Raw genomic sequence first — 18,027 nt, 5'->3', positions numbered from 1 at the left:
TTGAACGTGGCCGGGATGATGAAGAACCGCCGTCTGGCACGCTCCATCGCGGACATGGGGTTCTTCGAGTTCCGCCGCCAGCTCGACTACAAGAGCGAGATGCGCGGCGGCGAGGTGGTGGTGGCGGATCGCTGGTTCGCCAGCAGCAAGACCTGCTCGTGCTGTGGGCAGGTGCGGGAGAGCCTGCCGTTGGCGGTGCGTACCTGGACGTGCCCGGACTGCCAGACCCGGCACGACCGGGACGGCAACGCGGCAATCAATCTGAAGCATTACGCCGTGAGTTCCACGGTGTCAGCCTGTGGAGGGGAAGGCGCTGGCCCTGGCGGCAACGCCAGGGTGAAACCGGCCCCGTCGAAGCAGGAAGTTAGCAAAAAGCTACCTATGGGTAGCTTTGGATAGGTCTAACAGAACGGTTGGTATCCGCCTGCCGATCTGGTGGCGCGCATGCATTGTCGGGCGCGTGCCCAGCGGGATTTTTCCGGTGTCGAGCGTATCGAGTACGACGAAAGGGCCGCCGTTTACGGTCGCGGAAAGTCGTTTCTGTTCGGCTCCGCGTCCGGGATGCAGCTGGCGATTTACGACAAGACCGCCCAGGCGCGGGCTATCGACAAGCTGGACTATTGGGAATCGGTCTGGCGGCGCACCGATAACCCGTTCGATGAGTCAGATCCGTTCAACTATGACCCTGCCTTGCCGGTCTGGCGTATCGAGCTGCGTTTCCATCATGGCGTTGTTCAGCAGTTCGCCGATGGTTCTGCGGATATTCGTACCGGGGCGATGATCGATACTCGTACCTTTGCCGAGTTTGCTGCTCATCTTCAAGGTCTGTGGCAATACGGTCTGCAGGCGTTCAAGCTCCTGGTCCGGCCTGGCATGTATGACGCTTTCTGGACGTTGATCCGTTCCGACGTGCGGGTCTTTGTCGAGGCTGCATCGCTGGTCGAGGACACCGACTATCGCCGGCACTACAAGACTTCTCGGGGATTCAGCGGCAAGAGTGTCGAGCTTTTCCTGGGAAACTTCGTATCGCTCCTGGTCCGTGAGCGTGTCGGGGCTCAGCGGGCGTTCGAGCGTCTGCAGGACTGGGAATGCTGGTCGGTCATTCGCGACCATTACGCGGCCAAGGGTAAAAGCGAGCGCGACATCTACCGGCACATTCAGGAGCTGATGCAACTCCGGGTGGTGCGTTGGGGGCGTGCCGTATGACGGCGCGCAAGGATGGCAAGACCTGGACGGCCGACTTTTACGAGAATGGCCGGTCCGGGCGGCGGATTCGCAAAAAGGGCTTTCCGACCAAGTCGGCTGCTCTGCGCTATGAGCAGGATTTTTTCGCTTCGCTATCGTCTACAGGGCGCCCGCTGGATGATCGTCTGGCCGATCTGGTGAACCTGTGGCATGAGCTGCATGGCTGCACGCTCAAGGATGCCAAGTATCGTCTGAGTCGGACTCTGGCGATCGCCGAACGGTTGGGTAATCCGTTGGCGTCGTCGTTCGATTCGCTGGCCTGGGCGCGTTATCGGCAGACTCGGTTGTCCGAGGTGTCGCCGCATACGGTTAATCATGAGCAACGCTATTTGTCGGCGGTGTTTTCGGAGTTGGCGCGGCTGGGGGCCTGGACGGGGGAAAACCCTATTGAGGGAATCCGGCAGATCAAGACGGACCAGGTCGAGCTGTCCTTTCTTGAGCTTCCTCAGATTGACCGACTCCTTGAGGAGTGTCGGCGCAGTACCAACAATCATACCTATCCGGTGGCGTTGCTTTGCCTGGCTACCGGGGCGCGTTGGGAAGAGGCGGAAAGCCTGCAGCGGTCGGCGGTGTTCGGTGGGAAGGTGCACTATCACCGGACCAAGAATCGGCAGAGTAGGGCGGTTCCGATCCCGGCAGTTGGAGCGGTTCGTCCTCGAGGTCGGCATGCCTGGAACGGGACGGCTGTTCATGTCCTGTCGTTCGGCGTTCCGTGGTGCTTACCTGCGTTGTGGCTTCGATACGCCTGGGCAGTTAACCCATATTCTGCGGCATACGTTCGCCAGTCATTACATGATGGGCGGTGGTGACATCCTGGCGTTGCAGCGAATCTTGGGGCACGGTGATATCAAGATGACCATGCGGTACGCGCATTTGTCGCCTGAGCACCTGGAGTCGGCGTTGCGGTTTTCGCCGCTGGCTCAGTGTGGACACGCTGTAGTCACTTCGTAGTCACCGGCGCAACAAAAAAGGGGTCAGCTTTCGCTAACCCCTTGTTTTGTTTGGTGGCTACACCGGGACTTGAACCTGGGACATCAGCATTATGAATGCTGCGCTCTAACCGACTGAGCTATGTAGCCAAGTGGCGCGTATTATTCTCTCCGGCATTTCGGGTGTCAACCCTCGTTCGACAAAAAAATCAGGAAAATCCGGGTGTTGCCGATGGCAGGGGGCGCCGAAGGAGGCCTGCCGCTGCCGGATGGCAGGAGCGTCGTGAGCTGCGCCCCACGGGGAAGCGAGCTGGCTCGGAAAGCTGCCCCGTGGTGTGTAATTTGCTATGGTGCGCCGGCCGTTCCGTCGCCCCCTTCCCGAGAGCCTGCCCCTATGTTCGCCGAGCACTCCAGCACTGCGCCCGTGGCGCGCCCGTTGTCCCGCAGCGACTTCAAGACCCTCTCGCTCTCCGCCCTGGGCGGTGCGCTGGAGTTCTACGACTTCATCATTTTCGTGTTCTTCGCGGCGGTGGTCGGCAAGCTGTTCTTCCCCGCCGAGATGCCCGAGTGGCTGCGCCAGTTGCAGACCTTCGGGATCTTCGCCGCCGGTTACCTGGCGCGGCCGCTGGGCGGGATCGTCATGGCCCACTTCGGCGACCTGCTCGGGCGCAAGCGGATGTTCACCCTGAGCATCTTCATGATGGCCGTGCCGACCCTGTGCATGGGCCTCTTGCCGACCTACGCGCAGATCGGCATCTGGGCGCCGCTGGCGCTGCTGAGCCTGCGCGTGGTGCAGGGCGCGGCGATCGGCGGCGAGGTGCCGGGGGCCTGGGTGTTCGTCTCCGAGCATGTGCCGGAGCGGCGCATCGGCTTCGCCTGCAGCACTCTGACCGCCGGACTGACCGCCGGCATCCTGCTCGGCTCGCTGACCGCCAGCGCGATCAACCGGGTGTTCAGCCCCGCGGAGCTGGCCGACTACGCCTGGCGGATTCCCTTTCTGCTCGGCGGGGTGTTCGGTCTGGTCTCGGTCTACCTGCGCCGCTGGCTGCACGAAACCCCGGTGTTCGCCGAGCTGCAGCTGCGCCAGTCGTTGGCCGCGGAGCTGCCTCTCAAGGCGGTGCTGCGCGAGCACCGTCCGGCGGTGCTGCTGTCGATGCTGCTGACCTGGGTGCTGTCGGCCGGCATCGTGGTGGTGATCCTGATGACCCCGACCCTGCTGCAGACCCTGCACGGCTTCGCCCCGGCCGAGGCGTTGCAGGCCAACAGCCTGGCGATCGTCGGCCTGACCATCGGCTGCGTGCTGGCCGGCCTCTCGGCGGACCGCTTCGGCGCGGGGCCGACCTTCGTCTTCGGCGGCCTGCTGCTGCTCTCGAGTTCCTCGCTGTTCTACGCCAGCATCGCCAGCCACCGCGACCTGCTGCTGCCGCTGTACGCCCTGGCCGGCCTCAGCGTGGGCACCATCGGCGCGATCCCGATGGTGATGGTCAAGGCGTTCCCGGCGGCGGTGCGCTTCTCCGGGCTGTCGTTCTCCTACAACCTGGCCTACGCCATCTGCGGCGGCTCGACGCCGATCCTGGTCAGCCTGCTGCTGAAGTGGAGCCCGCTGGGCCCGGCCTACTATGTCGGCGCGCTGTGCCTGCTGTTCATCCTGGCCGGCGCCGGGTTGTGGCGGCGCGGCGCCCCGCAGTTGGCGACGGTCGTCTGAGCCCCGCGGACCCGTCATGGCGGGGGGGGGCGGCAGGGCACCCGGGGATGATGGGGCGGCAACGAAAAAGGCCGATCTTTCGCAGGCTGTGCGAAACAGCGGCTTGAACAAGCGCCCCGACGTGCTCGGGGCGTTTGCCGTTGGGCCGTTGCCCCTGAGAGCGGACGCTCGTCCAGGGCCGCCGGCGGAGGCTTGAGGCTCATTCGACCAGCGCCCATCGGTGAGCATCCATCGGGTTATTGCAAATTCGCCGGCTTTTCGGTGCCGGAACCTCGATTCATATGGTTGCATCTATAGAACGCTATTGCCTAAGCTTCCATTTCGATATGCCTGTTATGGGTATATCCGACCATCACAATCTCTCGAACGCGATCCCGGATATTTCACCAAGTGGTGTCAGGGCTCGCGGATTTGCCGAGCAGTACTGCGGTGAATAGCAACGAAACGACCAAAGGACCTCCCATGACCAACTCGACAGCGGAGCTCGAAGAGCTCCTCATGCAGCGCTCGCTGACCGACCCGCAGCTTCTGGCGGCAGCGGCGCAGGCCGCGGACTTCCGGATTCTGCCGAACGCAACCGTCCTCAAGATCGGCGGCCAGAGCGTCATCGACCGCGGCCGTGCGGCGGTCTACCCGCTGGTGGAGGAAATCGTCGCCGCCCGCAAGAACCACAAGCTGCTGATCGGCACCGGCGCCGGCACCCGCGCCCGCCATCTCTACTCGATCGCCGCCGGCCTCGGCCTGCCGGCCGGCGTGCTCGCCCAGCTCGGCTCCTCGGTGGCCGACCAGAACGCCGCCATGCTCGGCCAGCTGCTGGCCCAGTACGGTATCCCGGTGGTCGGTGGCGCCGGCCTTTCCGCCGTGCCGCTGTCGCTCGCCGAAGTCAACGCCGTCGTCTTCAGCGGCATGCCGCCCTACAAGCTGTGGATGCGTCCCTCCGCCGAAGGCGTGATTCCGCCCTACCGCACCGACGCCGGCTGCTTCCTGCTGGCCGAGCAGTTCGGCTGCAGGCAGATGATCTACGTGAAGGACGAGAACGGTCTCTACACCGCCAACCCGAAGACCTCGAAGGACGCCACCTTCATCCCGAAGATCTCCGTCGACGAGATGAAGGAGAAGGGTCTGCACGACTCGATCCTCGAATTCCCGGTGCTCGACCTGCTGCAGAATGCCCAGCACATCCGTGAAGTGCAGGTCGTCAACGGCCTCATCCCCGGCAACCTGACCCGCGCGCTCGCAGGCGAGCACGTCGGCACCATCATCACCGCGAGCTGAGGAGCACGGCCATGACCAACACCATCAAGCATGTTCTCTCGCCGCTCGCGAGCCAGACCCTCCAGGACCGCGACCTGACCCGCCCGGTCGCCGACAAGCGCCCGATCCGCCTGCTGCCCTGGCTGCAGGTCGTCAAGATCGGCGGTCGCCTCATGGACCGCGGCGCCGACGCGATCCTGCCGCTCGTCGAGGAACTGCGCAAGCTGCTGCCCGAGCACCGCCTGCTGATCCTGACCGGTGCCGGCATCCGTGCCCGCCACGTCTTCAGCGTCGGCCTCGACCTCGGCCTGCCGGTCGGCTCGCTCGCCCCGCTGGCGGCCAGCGAAGCCGGGCAGAACGGCCACATCCTCGCCGCGATGCTCGCCGCCGAGGGCGTCTCCTACGTCGACCACCCGACCATCGAGAGCCAGCTCGCCATCCACCTCGCCGCCACCCGCGCCGTGGTCGGCAGCGCCTACCCGCCCTACCACCACCACGAGTTCCCGGGCTCGCGCATCCCGCCGCACCGTGCCGACACCGGCGCCTTCCTGGTCGCCGACGCGCTCGGCGCGGCCGGCCTGACCATCGTCGAGGACGTCGACGGGGTCTATACCGCCGACCCGAACGGCCCCGACGCCGGCAAGGCGCAGTTCCTCGCCGAGACCAGTGCCGCCGACCTCGCGAAGCTCGAAGGCCCGCTGCCGCTCGACCGTGCACTCCTTGACGTCATGGCAACCGCCCGCCAGCTCGAGCGCGTGCAGGTGGTGAACGGCCTCGTGCCGGGTCGCCTCACCGCCGCGCTGCGCGGCGAGCACGTCGGGACCATCATCCGTACCGGGGCGCGCTCGGCCTGAGTCCCCGCTCCTCCGTCCGCGCCGCCCGGGTTTCCGGGGGGCGCGGCGGACGAATACGGAGGGATGGGCACGGATGCCAAGCGACCAGAAATGCCACGGGCAGCTCGCGCGCATCCGGTGGAGCCATTTCCTCGACCGTCATCAACCCCTCGGGGTCGAAGCGTCGACATCCCCTAGTCCCGGCCCGGCGCGACCAGGCCGGCGAGCAGGTTCTTCGGCATCCAGCCCGTCTTGTGCAGGATCAGGTAGGCGAGGGCGCCGATCACCACCCCCCAGAAGGCCGAGCCCAGGCCGAAGAAGTTCATCCCCGAAGCCGTGGCGAGGAAGGTCAGCATGGACGCCTCGCGGTGCTCCTCCTCGTTCACCGCGCCCATCACGTTGCTGGTGATGGCGCCGATCAGCGCCAGGCCGGCGAGCACGGCGACGAAGGTCTTCGGCATGGCGCTGAACAGCAGGATGAGGGTGCCGGCGAAGGTGCCGCCGAGCAGGTAGAAGACGCCGTTGGCGACGCCGGCGACGTAGCGCTTGTCCGGGTCCTCGTGGGCGTCCCGGCCGGTGCACAGGGCGGCGGTGATGGCGGCGATGACGATGCTGATGCCGCCGAAGCAGGCCACCGCCAGCGAGGCCAGCCCGGTGGTGGCGAGCACCGGCCTGGCCGGGGTGTCGTAGCCGGCGTTGCGCAGGATGGCCATGCCGGGCAGGAACTGCCCGGTCAGGCTGACCAGCACCAGCGGAATGGCCAGGCTCAGGGTCGAACTCCAGCTCCATTGCGGCGCGATGAACTGCGGCGCGGCCAGGCTCGCGCCGATGCCGGCGAGGTTGCTGCCTTCCAGGCCGACGGCCAGGGCCACGCCGACGACCAAGAGCAGCACCAGGCAGTAGCGCGGGAACAGGCGCTTGAACACCAGGTAGGCGATGAGCATGCCGAAGGCCAGCGCCGGCATCGAGGCCACCGACTGGAAGGCGCCGATGCCGAACTGGAACAGGATGCCGGCCATCATGGCGTAGGCGATGCCTCGGGGAATGGCCTGCACCAGCCGGTCGAACCAGCCGGAAATGCCGATCAGGAAGAGGATCGCGCCCGCCGTGAGGTAGGCGCCCACCGCCTCGTTGAGGCTGAGCGCCGGGAACAAGGTGACCAGCAGGGCGGTGCCGGGCGCGGACCAGGCGGTCACCACCGGCACCCTGAGCCAGAGGCTGAGCAGGATGCCGGACAGCGCCGCGCCGATGGAGATGGCCCAGACCCAGGAGGACATCATCCCGGCGGAAATCCCGGCGCTCTGCGCGGCCTGGAAGAAGATCACCAGTGGGCCGGAATAGGAGATCAGCACGGCGAGGAAGCCGGCGGTGACGGCGGACAGCGAGAAATCCTTGTGGAGGGTGAGGGGCTGCATGCGGGCTCGGCTCCTGGCGGCTGTGCGGACGAGGCTCCACCTTATTGTCATTGCCTGGATGGATAAAGCCGCGAAAACCGGCAACACTGTTCGGCTTTCACGAACAAAGGCCCGCGCCATGGACCGCTTCCAGGCCATGCAGCTCTTCGCCCGCATCGTCGAACTCGGCAGCTTCAGCAAGGCCGCCGAGCAGCAGGGCATGTCCCGCGCCTCGGCCAGCGCGCTGATCCGGCAACTGGAGAGCCACCTCGGCGTGCGCCTGCTGCAGCGCACCACCCGGCAGGTCAGCGCCACCCTCGACGGGCGCTCCTACTACCAGCACTGCCTGTCGGTCCTCGGCGAGATCGAGGAGGTGGAGAGCGTGCTGTCGCAGAGCGCCGGGCACCCGCGCGGCCGGCTGAAGATCGACCTGCCGGCCTCCCTCGGCCGCCTGCTGGTGATCCCGGCGCTGCCGGACTTCTACGCCCGCTACCCGGAAATCAGCCTGGAACTCGGCATCGGCGACCGGATGATCGACCTGGTGCGCGAAGGAGTGGACTGCGTGGTGCGGATCGGCGGGCTGAGCGACTCGACGCTGATCGCCCGCAGCCTGCCGGCGCTGCCCCAGATCACCTGCGCCAGCGCCGGCTACCTGGCCCGCCACGGCCTGCCGGCCAGCCTCGACGAACTGGAGGGGCACCGCTGCGTCGACTACCTCTCGCCCACCACCGGGCGCTTGGCGCCGCTGGAGTTCGCCGTCGACGGCCGCATCGAGACGCGCAGCCTGCCGGCCAGCCTGGCGGTCAACCACGGCGAAGCCTACGTGGCGGCCTGCGAGGCGGGGCTGGGGATCGTCCAGGTGCCGCGCTACCACGTCGAACGCCAGCTGGCCGCCGGCAGCCTGGTCGAACTGCTACCGCAACACCCGCCGCCGGCACTGCCGCTGACCGTGCTCTATCCCCATCACCGCCACCTGACGCCGCGCCTGCGGGTGTTCATCGACTGGCTGGTGGCGCTGTTCGGCTGAGGGCGGGGCGGCAACCATCGACTCGCGGCTGCACCCTGAGCCGAATAGCTCCCTTAATCGGCTCACCGAATGAGCCGAATAACCTCCGTAATCGGCTCACCACCCGCCACCTCGGCGACCTGCTCGACAAGGGCTGCCTGGTCCGCCTGCCCGGCGGCGGGCGCAGCACCCGCTACCAGATCGACTGGCCGGCCTCCGGCGTGCCCGATATTCCCCTGTAGCAGTCATCGGCAAAACTGGAAGCGTCGCGAATGCCCGACACCCGGCGCCGCGTTTGCGGGTGTTCATCGATTGCTTGATGGGGGTGTTCGGGTGAGGGGGTGAAAGCGGGGTTTTATCCTGAGGCGAGCGGGCGCTCGGGCGCGCGGATGAGACCCAGGCTTGGTGCCCGGGTCCTGTGTCGTATCAGGCAATCGAGGCGAATCGCTCTATGCGGGGCTGCTCGCGGTGCCGGGCTTGCCACAGGTCGTAATCGGCCTGTACGCCAAGCCAGGTACGTGCCGTACCGATACCGGCCATTTCCAGGCGAACGGCCAGGTCCGGGCTGATAGGGGCGCGTCCGTGCAGGATGCGAGACAGGGTTTCTCGCGCGAAGCCCAGCCGACGGGCAAGCTCGGCAATGCTGATATCCAATTCGGGGAGCACGTCTTCGAGGAGCGTTTCCCCCGGATGCGGTGGGTTGAACATGGCCATGTCGCCCTCCTGTTCAGTGGTAGTCGAGGTAGTCGACCAGTTCGATATCGTTGCCGGCAAAGCGGAAAATCACCCGCCAATTGCCGCTGACGGTCAGCGACCAGAACTCCGCGCGATCCCCCTTGAGGGGGTGGAGTCTCCAGCCCGGAAGGTCGAGGTCTCCCGGCGCTGTGGCTCGATCCATGAAGGCCAGCATGCGGGCCAGACGTTTGGCATGATCGGCGCGAATCCCCTTGGTTGAGCCCGTCTCGTAAAAGAGGCGAAGGCCCTTGTGCTGAAAGCTGATGATCATGGGTTTGCAGTGTGACTTAACGCATCACGGTTCGCAATCGTGACGTATGCTCATCGGCAAGACCGGAAGCGTCGCGAATGAATTCGCTCCTACATGCTCATGCACTTGCCTTGTGGCGCCCATCCAATGGCTGGCCCTGCCCGCCTCGAATCCGTAACATCCGAAGCCCTTTTTTCCAGCCATCCCCCTGCGGCCGGCTTCGCCGATCAACAGCTCAGGTAAACGATGAAACCGAAACATCTGCGTGCCGATGTCCTGGCCGGACTCACCACGTCTTTCGCCCTGGTGCCCGAGTGCATCGCCTTCGCCCTGGTCGCCCACCTCAACCCGCTGATGGGACTCTACGGCGCCTTCATCATCTGCACACTCACCGCCCTGTTCGGCGGCCGTCCGGGCATGGTGTCCGGCGCCGCCGGCTCGATGGCCGTGGTGATCGTCGCGCTGGTGGTGCAGCATGGCGTGCAGTACCTGCTCGCCACCGTGCTGCTCGGCGGGCTGATCATGGTTGCCTTCGGCCTGTTGCGCCTGGGCAAGCTGGTGCGCATGGTGCCGCATCCGGTGATGCTCGGCTTCGTCAACGGCCTGGCGATCATCATCGCCCTGGCCCAGCTGGAGCACTTCAAGGACGGCGAGGCCTGGCTGAGCGGCATGCCGCTCTACCTGATGCTCGGGCTGGTGGCGACGACCATGGCCATCGTCTACCTGCTGCCGCGCCTGACCCGCGCCGTGCCGCCGGCGCTGGCGGCGATCCTCGGCGTCGGCCTGGCGGTCTGGCTGCTCGGCCTGCCGACCCATACCCTCGGCGACATGGCGCACATCGCCGGCGGCCTGCCCGTCCCGGCCGTGCCGGACGTGCCCTGGAACCTGGAAACCCTGGCCATCGTTACCCCTTATGCGGTGCTGATGGCGCTGGTCGGCCTGCTGGAAACCCTGCTGACCCTGAACCTCACCGACGAGATCACCGAGAGCCGCGGCTATCCGGACCGCGAGTGCGCGGCGCTGGGCGCGGCCAACCTGGTGTCCGGCCTGTTCGGCGGCATGGGCGGCTGCGCGATGATCGGCCAGACCATGATCAACCTCAGCTCCGGCGGCCGCGGCCGGCTCTCCGGCGTGGTCGCCGGGGTGATGATCCTGCTCTTCGTGCTGTTCCTCTCGCCGCTGATCGAGCGCATCCCGCTCGCCGCGCTGGTCGGGGTGATGTTCGTGGTGGCGCAGCAGACCTTCGCCTGGGCCTCCCTGCGGGTGCTCGACAAGGTGCCGCTGAACGACGCGCTGGTGATCGTCGCGGTGACCATCGTCACCGTGTTCACCGACCTGGCCACCGCCGTGCTCTGCGGGATCGTCATCGCCGCGCTCAACTTCGCCTGGCAGCAGGCCCGCGAGCTGTACGCCGACACCCATCGGGAAGCCGACGGCAGCAAGCTCTACCGCCTGCACGGCACGCTGTTCTTCGCCTCCACGACGCCCTTCCTCAACCAGTTCGACCCCGCCGGCGACCCGCCCCAGGTGACCCTGGATTGCCGCCACCTGAGCTTCGTCGACTACTCGGCCATCGCCGCGCTGAAGACCCTGCGCGAGCGCTACGCCAAGGCCGGCAAGCACCTGAGCGTGTTGCACCTGTCCGAGCGCTGCAGGCAACTGCTCAAGCGGGCGGGGGTGCAGCATGAGTGAAGGGAGGGGCTGCGGGGTTGATTGCCGAGTTTGCGATGGCGCAGTGCTGAAAGTCGGAGGAGAGAGCCGTCGTGGTGATTCCGGTCCTGCCGGACTTCCATGCGCGTTACCCGGAATCGACTTGGAGATTAGGTTCGCTGAGCGGATGATCTTGACTTGGTGCGCGAAGATGGAATTGTGTGGTGTGGTGTGGTGTGGTGTGGTGTGGATTGGTGGGCTGAGCGATTCAATGCTGATTGCCTGCAGCCTGGTCGAGCTGCTACCGCAGTACCTGTCGCCGGCGTTGCTGATGGCCTCATCACCGGTACTTGACGCCACGACTGAGAGTGTTCATTGGCTGGCTGGTGGCGTTTTTTGGCTGAGGTCGGTATGGGATAAAAATAAAGTTTCATTCTGAGTTGACCGAGAGATCGTGCAACCTGATAAGGTTTCGCGTCCCCAACCGACTCATCGCGATAGGCAAAAACCGGCCAGAAGGGAGGGTCTCGCGTGAGACAGCTACCGACTAGGTTCGGAAACTGAGCGCGAAGGCAGAGCGAAGTAGTACAGCAACCAGAAGTGGCATTCATAGCGGGAGCAACATATTAAAAACCAATCTTAAAATACCAGCAGTCAATGCTGGGTCTGCAAATGAAAATGAAATAAAGCATTGCGGTCGTAATGTTGTTGTTGGTGTGCGGTTTCCCCTGTTTGTAAGGATAATTTGGAATCTTCGAATATGGATTTTCATAAGCAAGCGCAGGACTATTACAGTAACGCTCCCCTCATCATCCTCGGCAGTGGTGCATCGGCTGCATATGGTTTGTCTGGAATGGGCGCACTTGCGAAGCATCTAGTCGCACATACCGATGTTTCTGCCTTATCTGCTGCCGAACTTGAGGCTTGGGAGGGTTTTTGCCAAGTTTTAAAGGGGGGCATTGACCTAGAGGCTGCGCTCCATCAGGTAGCTGTTTCCGAAGCGCTGACCGCTAGAATTATCCAAGCCACCTAGACGCTAATTAACTCCGAAGATGGCCAGGTTTTTCGCGAAAGCCTTCAAACCAAAGAGATGTTTTCGTTGGGGCGTCTGCTTGATCATATGTTACAAACTAGTATTAGAATAATAAATATCGTTACAACTAACTATGATAGGCTTGCAGAGTATGCCTGCGAACAAAAAAGGCTCCACCATTATACAGGCTTCACATACGGGTTCTTTCGTCAGCTATCCGCCCCAAATGAAATCACGTCTCCTCGCAGGGTGAACATCTGGAAGGTCCATGGCTCTCTGGACTGGTTCAAGTCTCCTCTAGGGGATATCGTCGCTCTCTCAAATATTGACGGAATACCCAAAGGCTACGAGCCGCAAATCGTAACTCCTGGAACCCAAAAATACCAAAGGACGCATTTAGAGCCATACCGATCCATTATTAATAGTGCCGATCAGGCTATTACCAGTGCTAATTCGTACCTATGCGTAGGCTACGGATTCAATGATGAGCATATTCAGCCAAAACTCATGGCGAAATGTCTTCGCCAGAAGACGCCTATAACTATTATTACTTATGCGCTTTCAGATGCTGCCAAGAGAGTAATTTTTGAAGGTGGAGCGCAGAATTACCTAGCAATAGAGCGAGGAGGAACAGACGAACAATCGATAGTGTACTCCTCGCTGGGTAAGGCTCCATTAATAGTTGAGAAAAATATTTGGAGTCTTGCGGGTTATCTGTCACTCATTATGTAGGAAGAAGAGATGTCGATTTTTAGCTTTAAGGACGAAGACTCGCTTGGGAAAGCCGCTTCCATTGATACAGCAAATGTTGTCGTTGACGTGGAAAATGTCGACCGACTGAAAAGGTTGCAGGTCAATCATCTGGCCGTACTACAAAGTAGCAGACCTGGACAGCACCTCATTGGTCTCATCACTCAGGTGACCCGGAAGCGCAGCGTCGAGGACATCACCAGCGACGGCATTACCGACCAAAACTCAGAGCTAAATCTATGCCGTATCGCCCTGATTGGCACCTTGCTAGATCGTGATGGCGAAAGAGAGAACGTCTTCCGTCGCACATTGGAAAGCGTACCGGAGATCGATGCCAACTGTTTCTCACTAGAGAGCGATAACCTGACGAATTTTATGCGTACTCTTTCCAACGTAGCAGCCGATGGAAATGCCTTGACGCTTGGAAAATACACACTGGACGAACACGCAGTTGCCTATCTAAATGGCAATAAGTTTTTCCAGCGTCACGCATTCATCGGTGGTAGTACTGGCTCAGGAAAGTCTTGGACAACAGCAAAAATCATTGAGCAGATGTCGGGACTCTCTACCGCGAATGCAATTGTTTTTGATCTTCATGGCGAGTATTCGCCATTAGTGGGTAAAGGCATTCAACACTTCAAAGTGGCGGGGCCAGCAGACGTTGAGGTCAGGCGCACCATCGACGATGGCGTGCTTTATCTGCCTTACTGGCTGCTTTCGTATGAAGCTCTCGTGTCAATGTTTGTTGACCGAAGTGACCAGAATGCCCCCAACCAAGCCATGATTATGGCGCGCGAGATCAATCAAGCGAAGCGCAAGTATCTGGAGGATAGTGGTCAGCACGACGTATTGAGGCACTTTACTGTCGACAGCCCTGTTCCGTTCGATCTCGACTTCCTCATGGGCAGACTGAATGACATCAACGTCGAAATGGTTCCTGGAGCGAAGGCTGGAACCGAGAGGCAGGGAGATTTCTTCGCGAAGCTAGCTCGCATGATTTCCCGGCTTGAGAATAAAATTTCTGATAGACGTCTTGGTTTTATGTTCAATGGCGGTGGAGACATTCTTGATTTCGCTTGGCTTGAACGGTTTACCAATTCCGTGCTTGGCAGCTTTGGTGAGAATGGCAAGGCAGGGATCAAAATCATCGATTTCTCCGAGGTTCCCTCAGATGTCTTGCCGCTTATCGTCTCACTTGTCGCACGGGTTACTTTTTCCGTCCAACAATGGACGCCATCCGAAATGCGTCATCCTATTGCTCTCCTATGTGACGAGGCGCACCTCTACATGCCACAACGAAACATGGCGGACGCTGTCGATGATATTTCATTGGATATTTTTGAACGAATTGCCAAGGAGGGCCGCAAGTACGGCGTAAGCCTCATAGTAATAAGTCAGCGTCCGTCCGAAGTTAATAAGACAATGCTCAGTCAATGCAGCAACTTCGTATCCATGCGGCTGACGAACGCTGAGGATCAGGGGGTTATCAAGAGGCTGTTGCCGGATAGTCTTGGAGGGTTCAGCGACATCCTTCCAACTCTCGATACAGGCGAAGCATTGGTCGTTGGCGACGCAAGCTTGCTGCCAAGCAGAATCAGAATCGATGAACCCCAGAGCAAACCGAATAGCGGGACAGTCAATTTCTGGGATGAATGGCAAAAGCCAGTCAAGAATAAGCGTCTGTCAATTGCTGTAGATAATTGGCGCAAGCAAAATATTCAGTAGCTGCACAGCACAATAAATCTCAAGGGCGCAATGCCCTTGAGATTGCTTAACTAGAGATCGGTTGGCGAAGCCTAAACACTCGAATATCTAACATTAGCTATGGGCCGGAGCCTGCCGGCACAAACGGTACAAACAACAGAAAACCGGCCCTTTCGGCGCTCCCCAGAGAATGAAACTTTATTTTCATCCCACGCGAAGCGGCCCCCGCCGCTCCGCGCCGTCCCCACCATCAATGCGGCGAAACGATGATCTTGACGTTGTGTTCCTTGTTGTTGACCAGTTCCTCGAAGCCGCGGCCGACGATTTCCTCCAGGCCGATGCGACCGGTGATCAGCGGTTTGACGTCCAGGCGGCCGTCGGCGATGAAGGCGATCACGTCGGCGAATTCGCCGTTGTAGGCGAGGGCGCCGATGACCTGCTTCTCGGTGGAGACCAGTTCGAAGAAGTTGAACGAGCTGGGTTCCTCGAAGATGCCGACCAGCACGCTCTTGCCGGCGTTGCGGATGACGTCGATGGCGAGCTTGGCGGTGTGCTTGTTGCCGATGCACTCGAAGCTGACGTCGGCGCCGAGGCCGTTGGTGCGGGCGCGGATTTCCGCCAGCGCGTCGCATTCCTTGGGATCGAGCACCAGGCTCGCGCCCACTTCCAGCGCCTTGGCCTTGCGCGCCGAGGACATTTCCAGGGCGATCACCTGGGCCGCGCCGGCCGCCCTGGCGCACATGATGGTGCACAGGCCGATGGTGCCGGCGCCGACCACCACCACGTTCTGGCCGAGCAGGCTGCCGGCCTTCTTCACCGCGTGCATGCCCACCGCCAGCGGTTCGATCAGCGCGCCGGCCTCGGCGGGAAAGTCGGCCGGCAGCTTGTAGAGCAGTTCGGCGGGCACGTTCACCAGTTCGGCGAAGGCGCCGTTGTTCATCAGCCCGGTGAAGGCCAGCTTTTCGCAGAGGTTGTACAGGCCGCTGCGGCAGTAGTAGCAGGTGCCGCAGTGCTGGCAGGCGTCGGCGGCGATCCGCTCGCCGGGGGCGAAGCCGCTCACGCCGGCGCCGAGCTTGACGATCGCGCCGCTGAATTCGTGGCCGAGGATGCACTGGCCCTGGATGCCGGTGAGCGGGTGGGGCTTCTCGACCGGGATGAATACCGGGCCGGCGACGTATTCGTGCAGGTCCGAGCCGCAGATGCCGCACCAGTCGACGCGGATCTGCACCCAGCCGGGCGGCGGGTCGGCGGGCAGCGGCACGTCTTCGACGCGGATGTCCTGACGGCCATGCCAGACGGCGGCGCGCATGGTTGCACCAAGGGATGTTGTCATTGTTGTTCTCCTTCGGGACTTGCGGGGCTGCGGCGACCGGCGCGGGCCGGCCGCCGCCGGTTTCAGTGTTTGGCGAGGAAGGCCTGGATCAGCCTGTTGACCTCGTCGGCCGCTTCCATCTGCACCATGTGCGCCTGACCGGACAGGATTTCCACCTGCGCCGGCAGGCCTTGGGCATGGCTGGCGGGGATGATGGCGTCGTCGCTGCCCCAGATCACCAGCGCCGGATGGCGGCCTTGCTCCAGCACGCCGCGCAGGTCGATCTGCTGGCGGCCGCCTTCGGACAGCCGCTCGACCAGCTGGCGCAGCGCCGTCTCGACGCCCTCCAGGCGCTTGTACTTGAGCATGTCCTCGAGCATCTGCCGGGTGACCAGCGCGGGGTCGGAGAACAGCTGCACCAGTTGCGGCTTGAGGGCGTTGCGGTTGCTCGCCTCGACGAAGCCGTTGAGGTAGTCGCCGTTGATCTCCGCGCCCAGGCCGGCGCTGCAGATCAGGGTCAGCGAGAGCACCCGCTCGGGCGCCAGGCGCGCCAGGTTCAGCGACACCGCGCCGCCCATCGAGTGGCCGGCGAGGTGCGCGCGCTGGATGTCCAGGTGGTCGAGCAGGGCCAGCGCGGCCCGGCTCAGTTCGTCGAGGTCGCCGCTCTTCAGCGTCTTGCCCGACTCGCCGTGGCCCGGCAGGTCGAGGGCGATCACCCGGCGGTCGGCGGCCAGCGCCTCGTGGTTGAACAGCCAGTTGTTCAGGTCGCCGCCGAAGCCGTGGATCAGCAGCAGCGGGGCGCCGCCCTCGCCGCGGTCGAAGAAACGGATGGTGCGGCCGTCCAGCTCGACCTTCTGCGGCGCCGGGCCGCCGGCTTCCTCGTCTTCGCCGCCGGGCACGAACTCGGCCTGGAAGCGCTGCACCACGGCGTCGATCTCCTCGTCGGAGGCCTCGCCTTCCACCACCACGGCGAGCAGGGCGCCGACCGGCAGGGTTTCGTCCTCCTGGGCGACGATGCGCCGCAGCACGCCGGAGAAGGGCGCCTCGACGCTGCTGGAGATCTTGTCGGTTTCCACGTCGAGCACGTCGTCGCCCTTGGCGATGCTGGCGCCTTCTTCCTTGAGCCAGGCGTTGACCTTGCCCTCGGTCATCGACAGACCCCACTTCGGCATGGTCAGGGTATGGATCTGGCTCATGCAACCTTCCTCTTGTCGACGATCTTCAGGACCGCGGCTTCGATCTTCGCCGCGTTGGGGATGTACAGGTCTTCCAGGGAGTCGGTGAAGGGCACCGGGGTGTGCGGCGCGGTGACCATCTCGATCGGTGCCTTGAGGGCGGCGAAGGCCTTCTGCGCGACCAGCGCGGAGATGTCGGTGGCCATCGAGCAGCGCGGGTTGGCTTCGTCGATCACTACCAGGCGGCCGGTCTTCTCGACGCTTTCGAGGATGCTGTCCTCGTCCAGCGGGCTGGTGGTGCGCAGGTCGAGCACCTCGCAGCCGATGCCCTGGCGGGCCAGGCTGGCGGCGGCGTCCATCGCCAGGTGGACCATGCGGCCGTAGGTGACCAGGGTCACGTCGTCGCCCTCGCGCAGGAAGTTGGCCTCGCCGAAGGGCACGGTGTACAGCTCTTCCGGCACCTCGCCCTGCATGCCGTAGAGCATCTTGTGCTCGAGGAAGATCACCGGGTCGTTGTCGCGGATCGCCTGGATCAGCAGGCCCTTGGCGTCGTAGGGCGAGGAGGGGCAGACCACCTTGAGGCCGGGGATGTGGGTCCACAGCGAGGTGAGCATCTGCGAGTGCTGGGCGGCGGCGCGCAGGCCGGCGCCGTACATGGCGCGCAGCACGAAGGGGGTGACCGCCTTGCCGCCGAACATGTAGCGGAATTTCGCCGCCTGGTTGAGGATCTGGTCCAGGCAGCAGCCGGCGAAGTCGACGAACATCAGTTCGCACACCGGGCGCATGCCGCGGGTGGCGGCGCCGACCGCCGCGCCGACGTAGCCGATCTCCGACAGCGGGGCGTCGAGCACCCGGCCGGGGAACTGGTGGTAGAGCCCCTTGGTGACGCCGAGCACGCCGCCCCAGGCGTCCTGCTCGCCCGGTGCGCCGGCGCCGCCGGCGATGTCCTGGCCGATTAGGAAGACGGTCTCGTCGCGGCGCATTTCCTGGGCCATGGCTTCGTTGATGGCCTGCTGGTAGCTGATTTTTCTTGCCATGATGGTTCTCCTAGG

General features: G+C 63.2%; 16 protein-coding genes, 1 tRNA gene and 3 pseudogenes. 13 read left to right on the top strand and 7 right to left on the bottom strand.

Annotated features, from left to right (window positions below):
- The 3 genes and pseudogenes from BMY22_RS16355 to BMY22_RS16345 all read left to right on the top strand — a co-directional run.
- Positions 1-399, top strand: a 399-nt coding sequence (locus BMY22_RS16355; protein ID WP_143068515.1) for an RNA-guided endonuclease InsQ/TnpB family protein, incomplete at its 5' end; no start/stop codon positions are given.
- 12 nt (positions 400-411) lie between these two features.
- Positions 412-1,206, top strand: a pseudogene (locus BMY22_RS16350) (hypothetical protein); the annotation flags it as partial.
- Positions 1,203-2,196 (top strand): annotated as a pseudogene (locus tag BMY22_RS16345) (phage integrase). The pseudogenes BMY22_RS16350 and BMY22_RS16345, both read left to right, overlap by 4 nt.
- 51 nt (positions 2,197-2,247) lie before the next feature.
- On the opposite strand, the gene BMY22_RS16340 reads toward BMY22_RS16345, so the two are convergent.
- A tRNA-Met gene (locus BMY22_RS16340) sits at positions 2,248-2,324 on the bottom strand.
- Positions 2,325-2,568: 244 nt separating this feature from the next.
- Between BMY22_RS16340 and BMY22_RS16335 the strand changes: the two genes are divergently transcribed.
- From BMY22_RS16335 to BMY22_RS16325, 3 genes are all read left to right on the top strand, one after another.
- Entirely contained in the window at positions 2,569-3,879 is a 1,311-nt protein-coding gene (locus BMY22_RS16335; RefSeq protein WP_090623866.1) for an MFS transporter, read from the top strand.
- A 462-nt stretch (positions 3,880-4,341) separates the two neighbouring features.
- Positions 4,342-5,154 (top strand): amino acid kinase family protein, encoded by an 813-nt coding sequence (locus BMY22_RS16330; RefSeq protein ID WP_090623865.1) that lies wholly within the window; start codon positions 4,342-4,344, stop codon positions 5,152-5,154.
- Between the two features lie 11 nt (positions 5,155-5,165).
- Positions 5,166-5,987, top strand: coding sequence for an amino acid kinase family protein (locus BMY22_RS16325; protein ID WP_090623863.1), 822 nt, complete (start codon positions 5,166-5,168; stop codon positions 5,985-5,987).
- A gap of 173 nt (positions 5,988-6,160) precedes the next feature.
- Here BMY22_RS16325 and BMY22_RS16320 read toward each other — a convergent pair whose 3' ends face one another.
- The gene (locus BMY22_RS16320; RefSeq protein WP_090623862.1) at positions 6,161-7,381 is read right to left on the bottom strand and encodes a benzoate/H(+) symporter BenE family transporter; all 1,221 of its coding nucleotides are present in this window, start codon (positions 7,379-7,381) and stop codon (positions 6,161-6,163) included.
- Positions 7,382-7,499: 118 nt separating this feature from the next.
- Between BMY22_RS16320 and BMY22_RS16315 the strand changes: the two genes are divergently transcribed.
- Positions 7,500-8,387: a LysR family transcriptional regulator gene (locus BMY22_RS16315; RefSeq protein ID WP_090623860.1), complete on the top strand. Its 888-nt coding sequence runs from the start codon at positions 7,500-7,502 to the stop codon at positions 8,385-8,387.
- Positions 8,388-8,488: 101 nt separating this feature from the next.
- Positions 8,489-8,608, top strand: a pseudogene (locus BMY22_RS24950) (DUF4172 domain-containing protein); the annotation flags it as partial.
- A gap of 184 nt (positions 8,609-8,792) precedes the next feature.
- Here the strand turns inward: BMY22_RS24950 and BMY22_RS16310 are convergent.
- On the bottom strand, positions 8,793-9,080 hold the full coding sequence (locus BMY22_RS16310) for a HigA family addiction module antitoxin (RefSeq protein ID WP_012702698.1): 288 nt from the start codon (positions 9,078-9,080) through the stop codon (positions 8,793-8,795).
- Between the two features lie 13 nt (positions 9,081-9,093).
- On the bottom strand, positions 9,094-9,372 hold the full coding sequence (locus BMY22_RS16305; protein WP_090623859.1) for a type II toxin-antitoxin system RelE/ParE family toxin: 279 nt from the start codon (positions 9,370-9,372) through the stop codon (positions 9,094-9,096).
- 225 nt (positions 9,373-9,597) lie between these two features.
- Between BMY22_RS16305 and BMY22_RS16300 the strand changes: the two genes are divergently transcribed.
- The 5 genes from BMY22_RS16300 to BMY22_RS16285 all read left to right on the top strand — a co-directional run bounded on the left by BMY22_RS16300 (position 9,598) and on the right by BMY22_RS16285 (position 14,509).
- The gene (locus BMY22_RS16300) at positions 9,598-11,043 is read left to right on the top strand and encodes a SulP family inorganic anion transporter (protein ID WP_090623857.1); all 1,446 of its coding nucleotides are present in this window, start codon (positions 9,598-9,600) and stop codon (positions 11,041-11,043) included.
- A gap of 145 nt (positions 11,044-11,188) precedes the next feature.
- Complete coding sequence (locus tag BMY22_RS24945; RefSeq protein WP_244158892.1) at positions 11,189-11,440, top strand: hypothetical protein; 252 nt, start codon at positions 11,189-11,191, stop codon at positions 11,438-11,440.
- Positions 11,441-11,761: 321 nt separating this feature from the next.
- A complete protein-coding gene (locus BMY22_RS24940) occupies positions 11,762-12,034 on the top strand; it encodes a hypothetical protein (RefSeq protein ID WP_244158891.1) in 273 nt (90 codons plus the stop codon).
- A 66-nt stretch (positions 12,035-12,100) separates the two neighbouring features.
- The gene (locus tag BMY22_RS16290) at positions 12,101-12,766 is read left to right on the top strand and encodes an SIR2 family protein (RefSeq protein WP_244158890.1); all 666 of its coding nucleotides are present in this window, start codon (positions 12,101-12,103) and stop codon (positions 12,764-12,766) included.
- 9 nt (positions 12,767-12,775) lie between these two features.
- Positions 12,776-14,509 (top strand): ATP-binding protein, encoded by a 1,734-nt coding sequence (locus tag BMY22_RS16285; RefSeq protein WP_090623854.1) that lies wholly within the window; start codon positions 12,776-12,778, stop codon positions 14,507-14,509.
- A 229-nt stretch (positions 14,510-14,738) separates the two neighbouring features.
- On the opposite strand, the gene BMY22_RS16280 is transcribed toward BMY22_RS16285, so the two are convergent.
- The 3 genes from BMY22_RS16280 to BMY22_RS16270 form a co-directional block, all read right to left on the bottom strand.
- The gene (locus BMY22_RS16280; RefSeq protein WP_244158893.1) at positions 14,739-15,797 is read right to left on the bottom strand and encodes a 2,3-butanediol dehydrogenase; all 1,059 of its coding nucleotides are present in this window, start codon (positions 15,795-15,797) and stop codon (positions 14,739-14,741) included.
- Positions 15,798-15,883: 86 nt separating this feature from the next.
- On the bottom strand, positions 15,884-16,996 hold the full coding sequence (locus BMY22_RS16275; protein ID WP_090623851.1) for an acetoin dehydrogenase dihydrolipoyllysine-residue acetyltransferase subunit: 1,113 nt from the start codon (positions 16,994-16,996) through the stop codon (positions 15,884-15,886).
- Positions 16,993-18,012, bottom strand: coding sequence for an alpha-ketoacid dehydrogenase subunit beta (locus BMY22_RS16270; protein WP_090623850.1), 1,020 nt, complete (start codon positions 18,010-18,012; stop codon positions 16,993-16,995). The genes BMY22_RS16275 and BMY22_RS16270 overlap by 4 nt, the downstream gene beginning before the upstream one ends.
- Positions 18,013-18,027 lie beyond the last annotated feature (15 nt).

Origin of the sequence: Azotobacter beijerinckii, from assembly GCF_900110885.1 — a bacterium.
In the GTDB taxonomy this organism is placed as follows: domain Bacteria; phylum Pseudomonadota; class Gammaproteobacteria; order Pseudomonadales; family Pseudomonadaceae; genus Azotobacter; species Azotobacter beijerinckii.
Note: the sequence above shows the minus strand (reverse complement) of the source record. Positions and strands in the feature narration are given on the sequence as shown.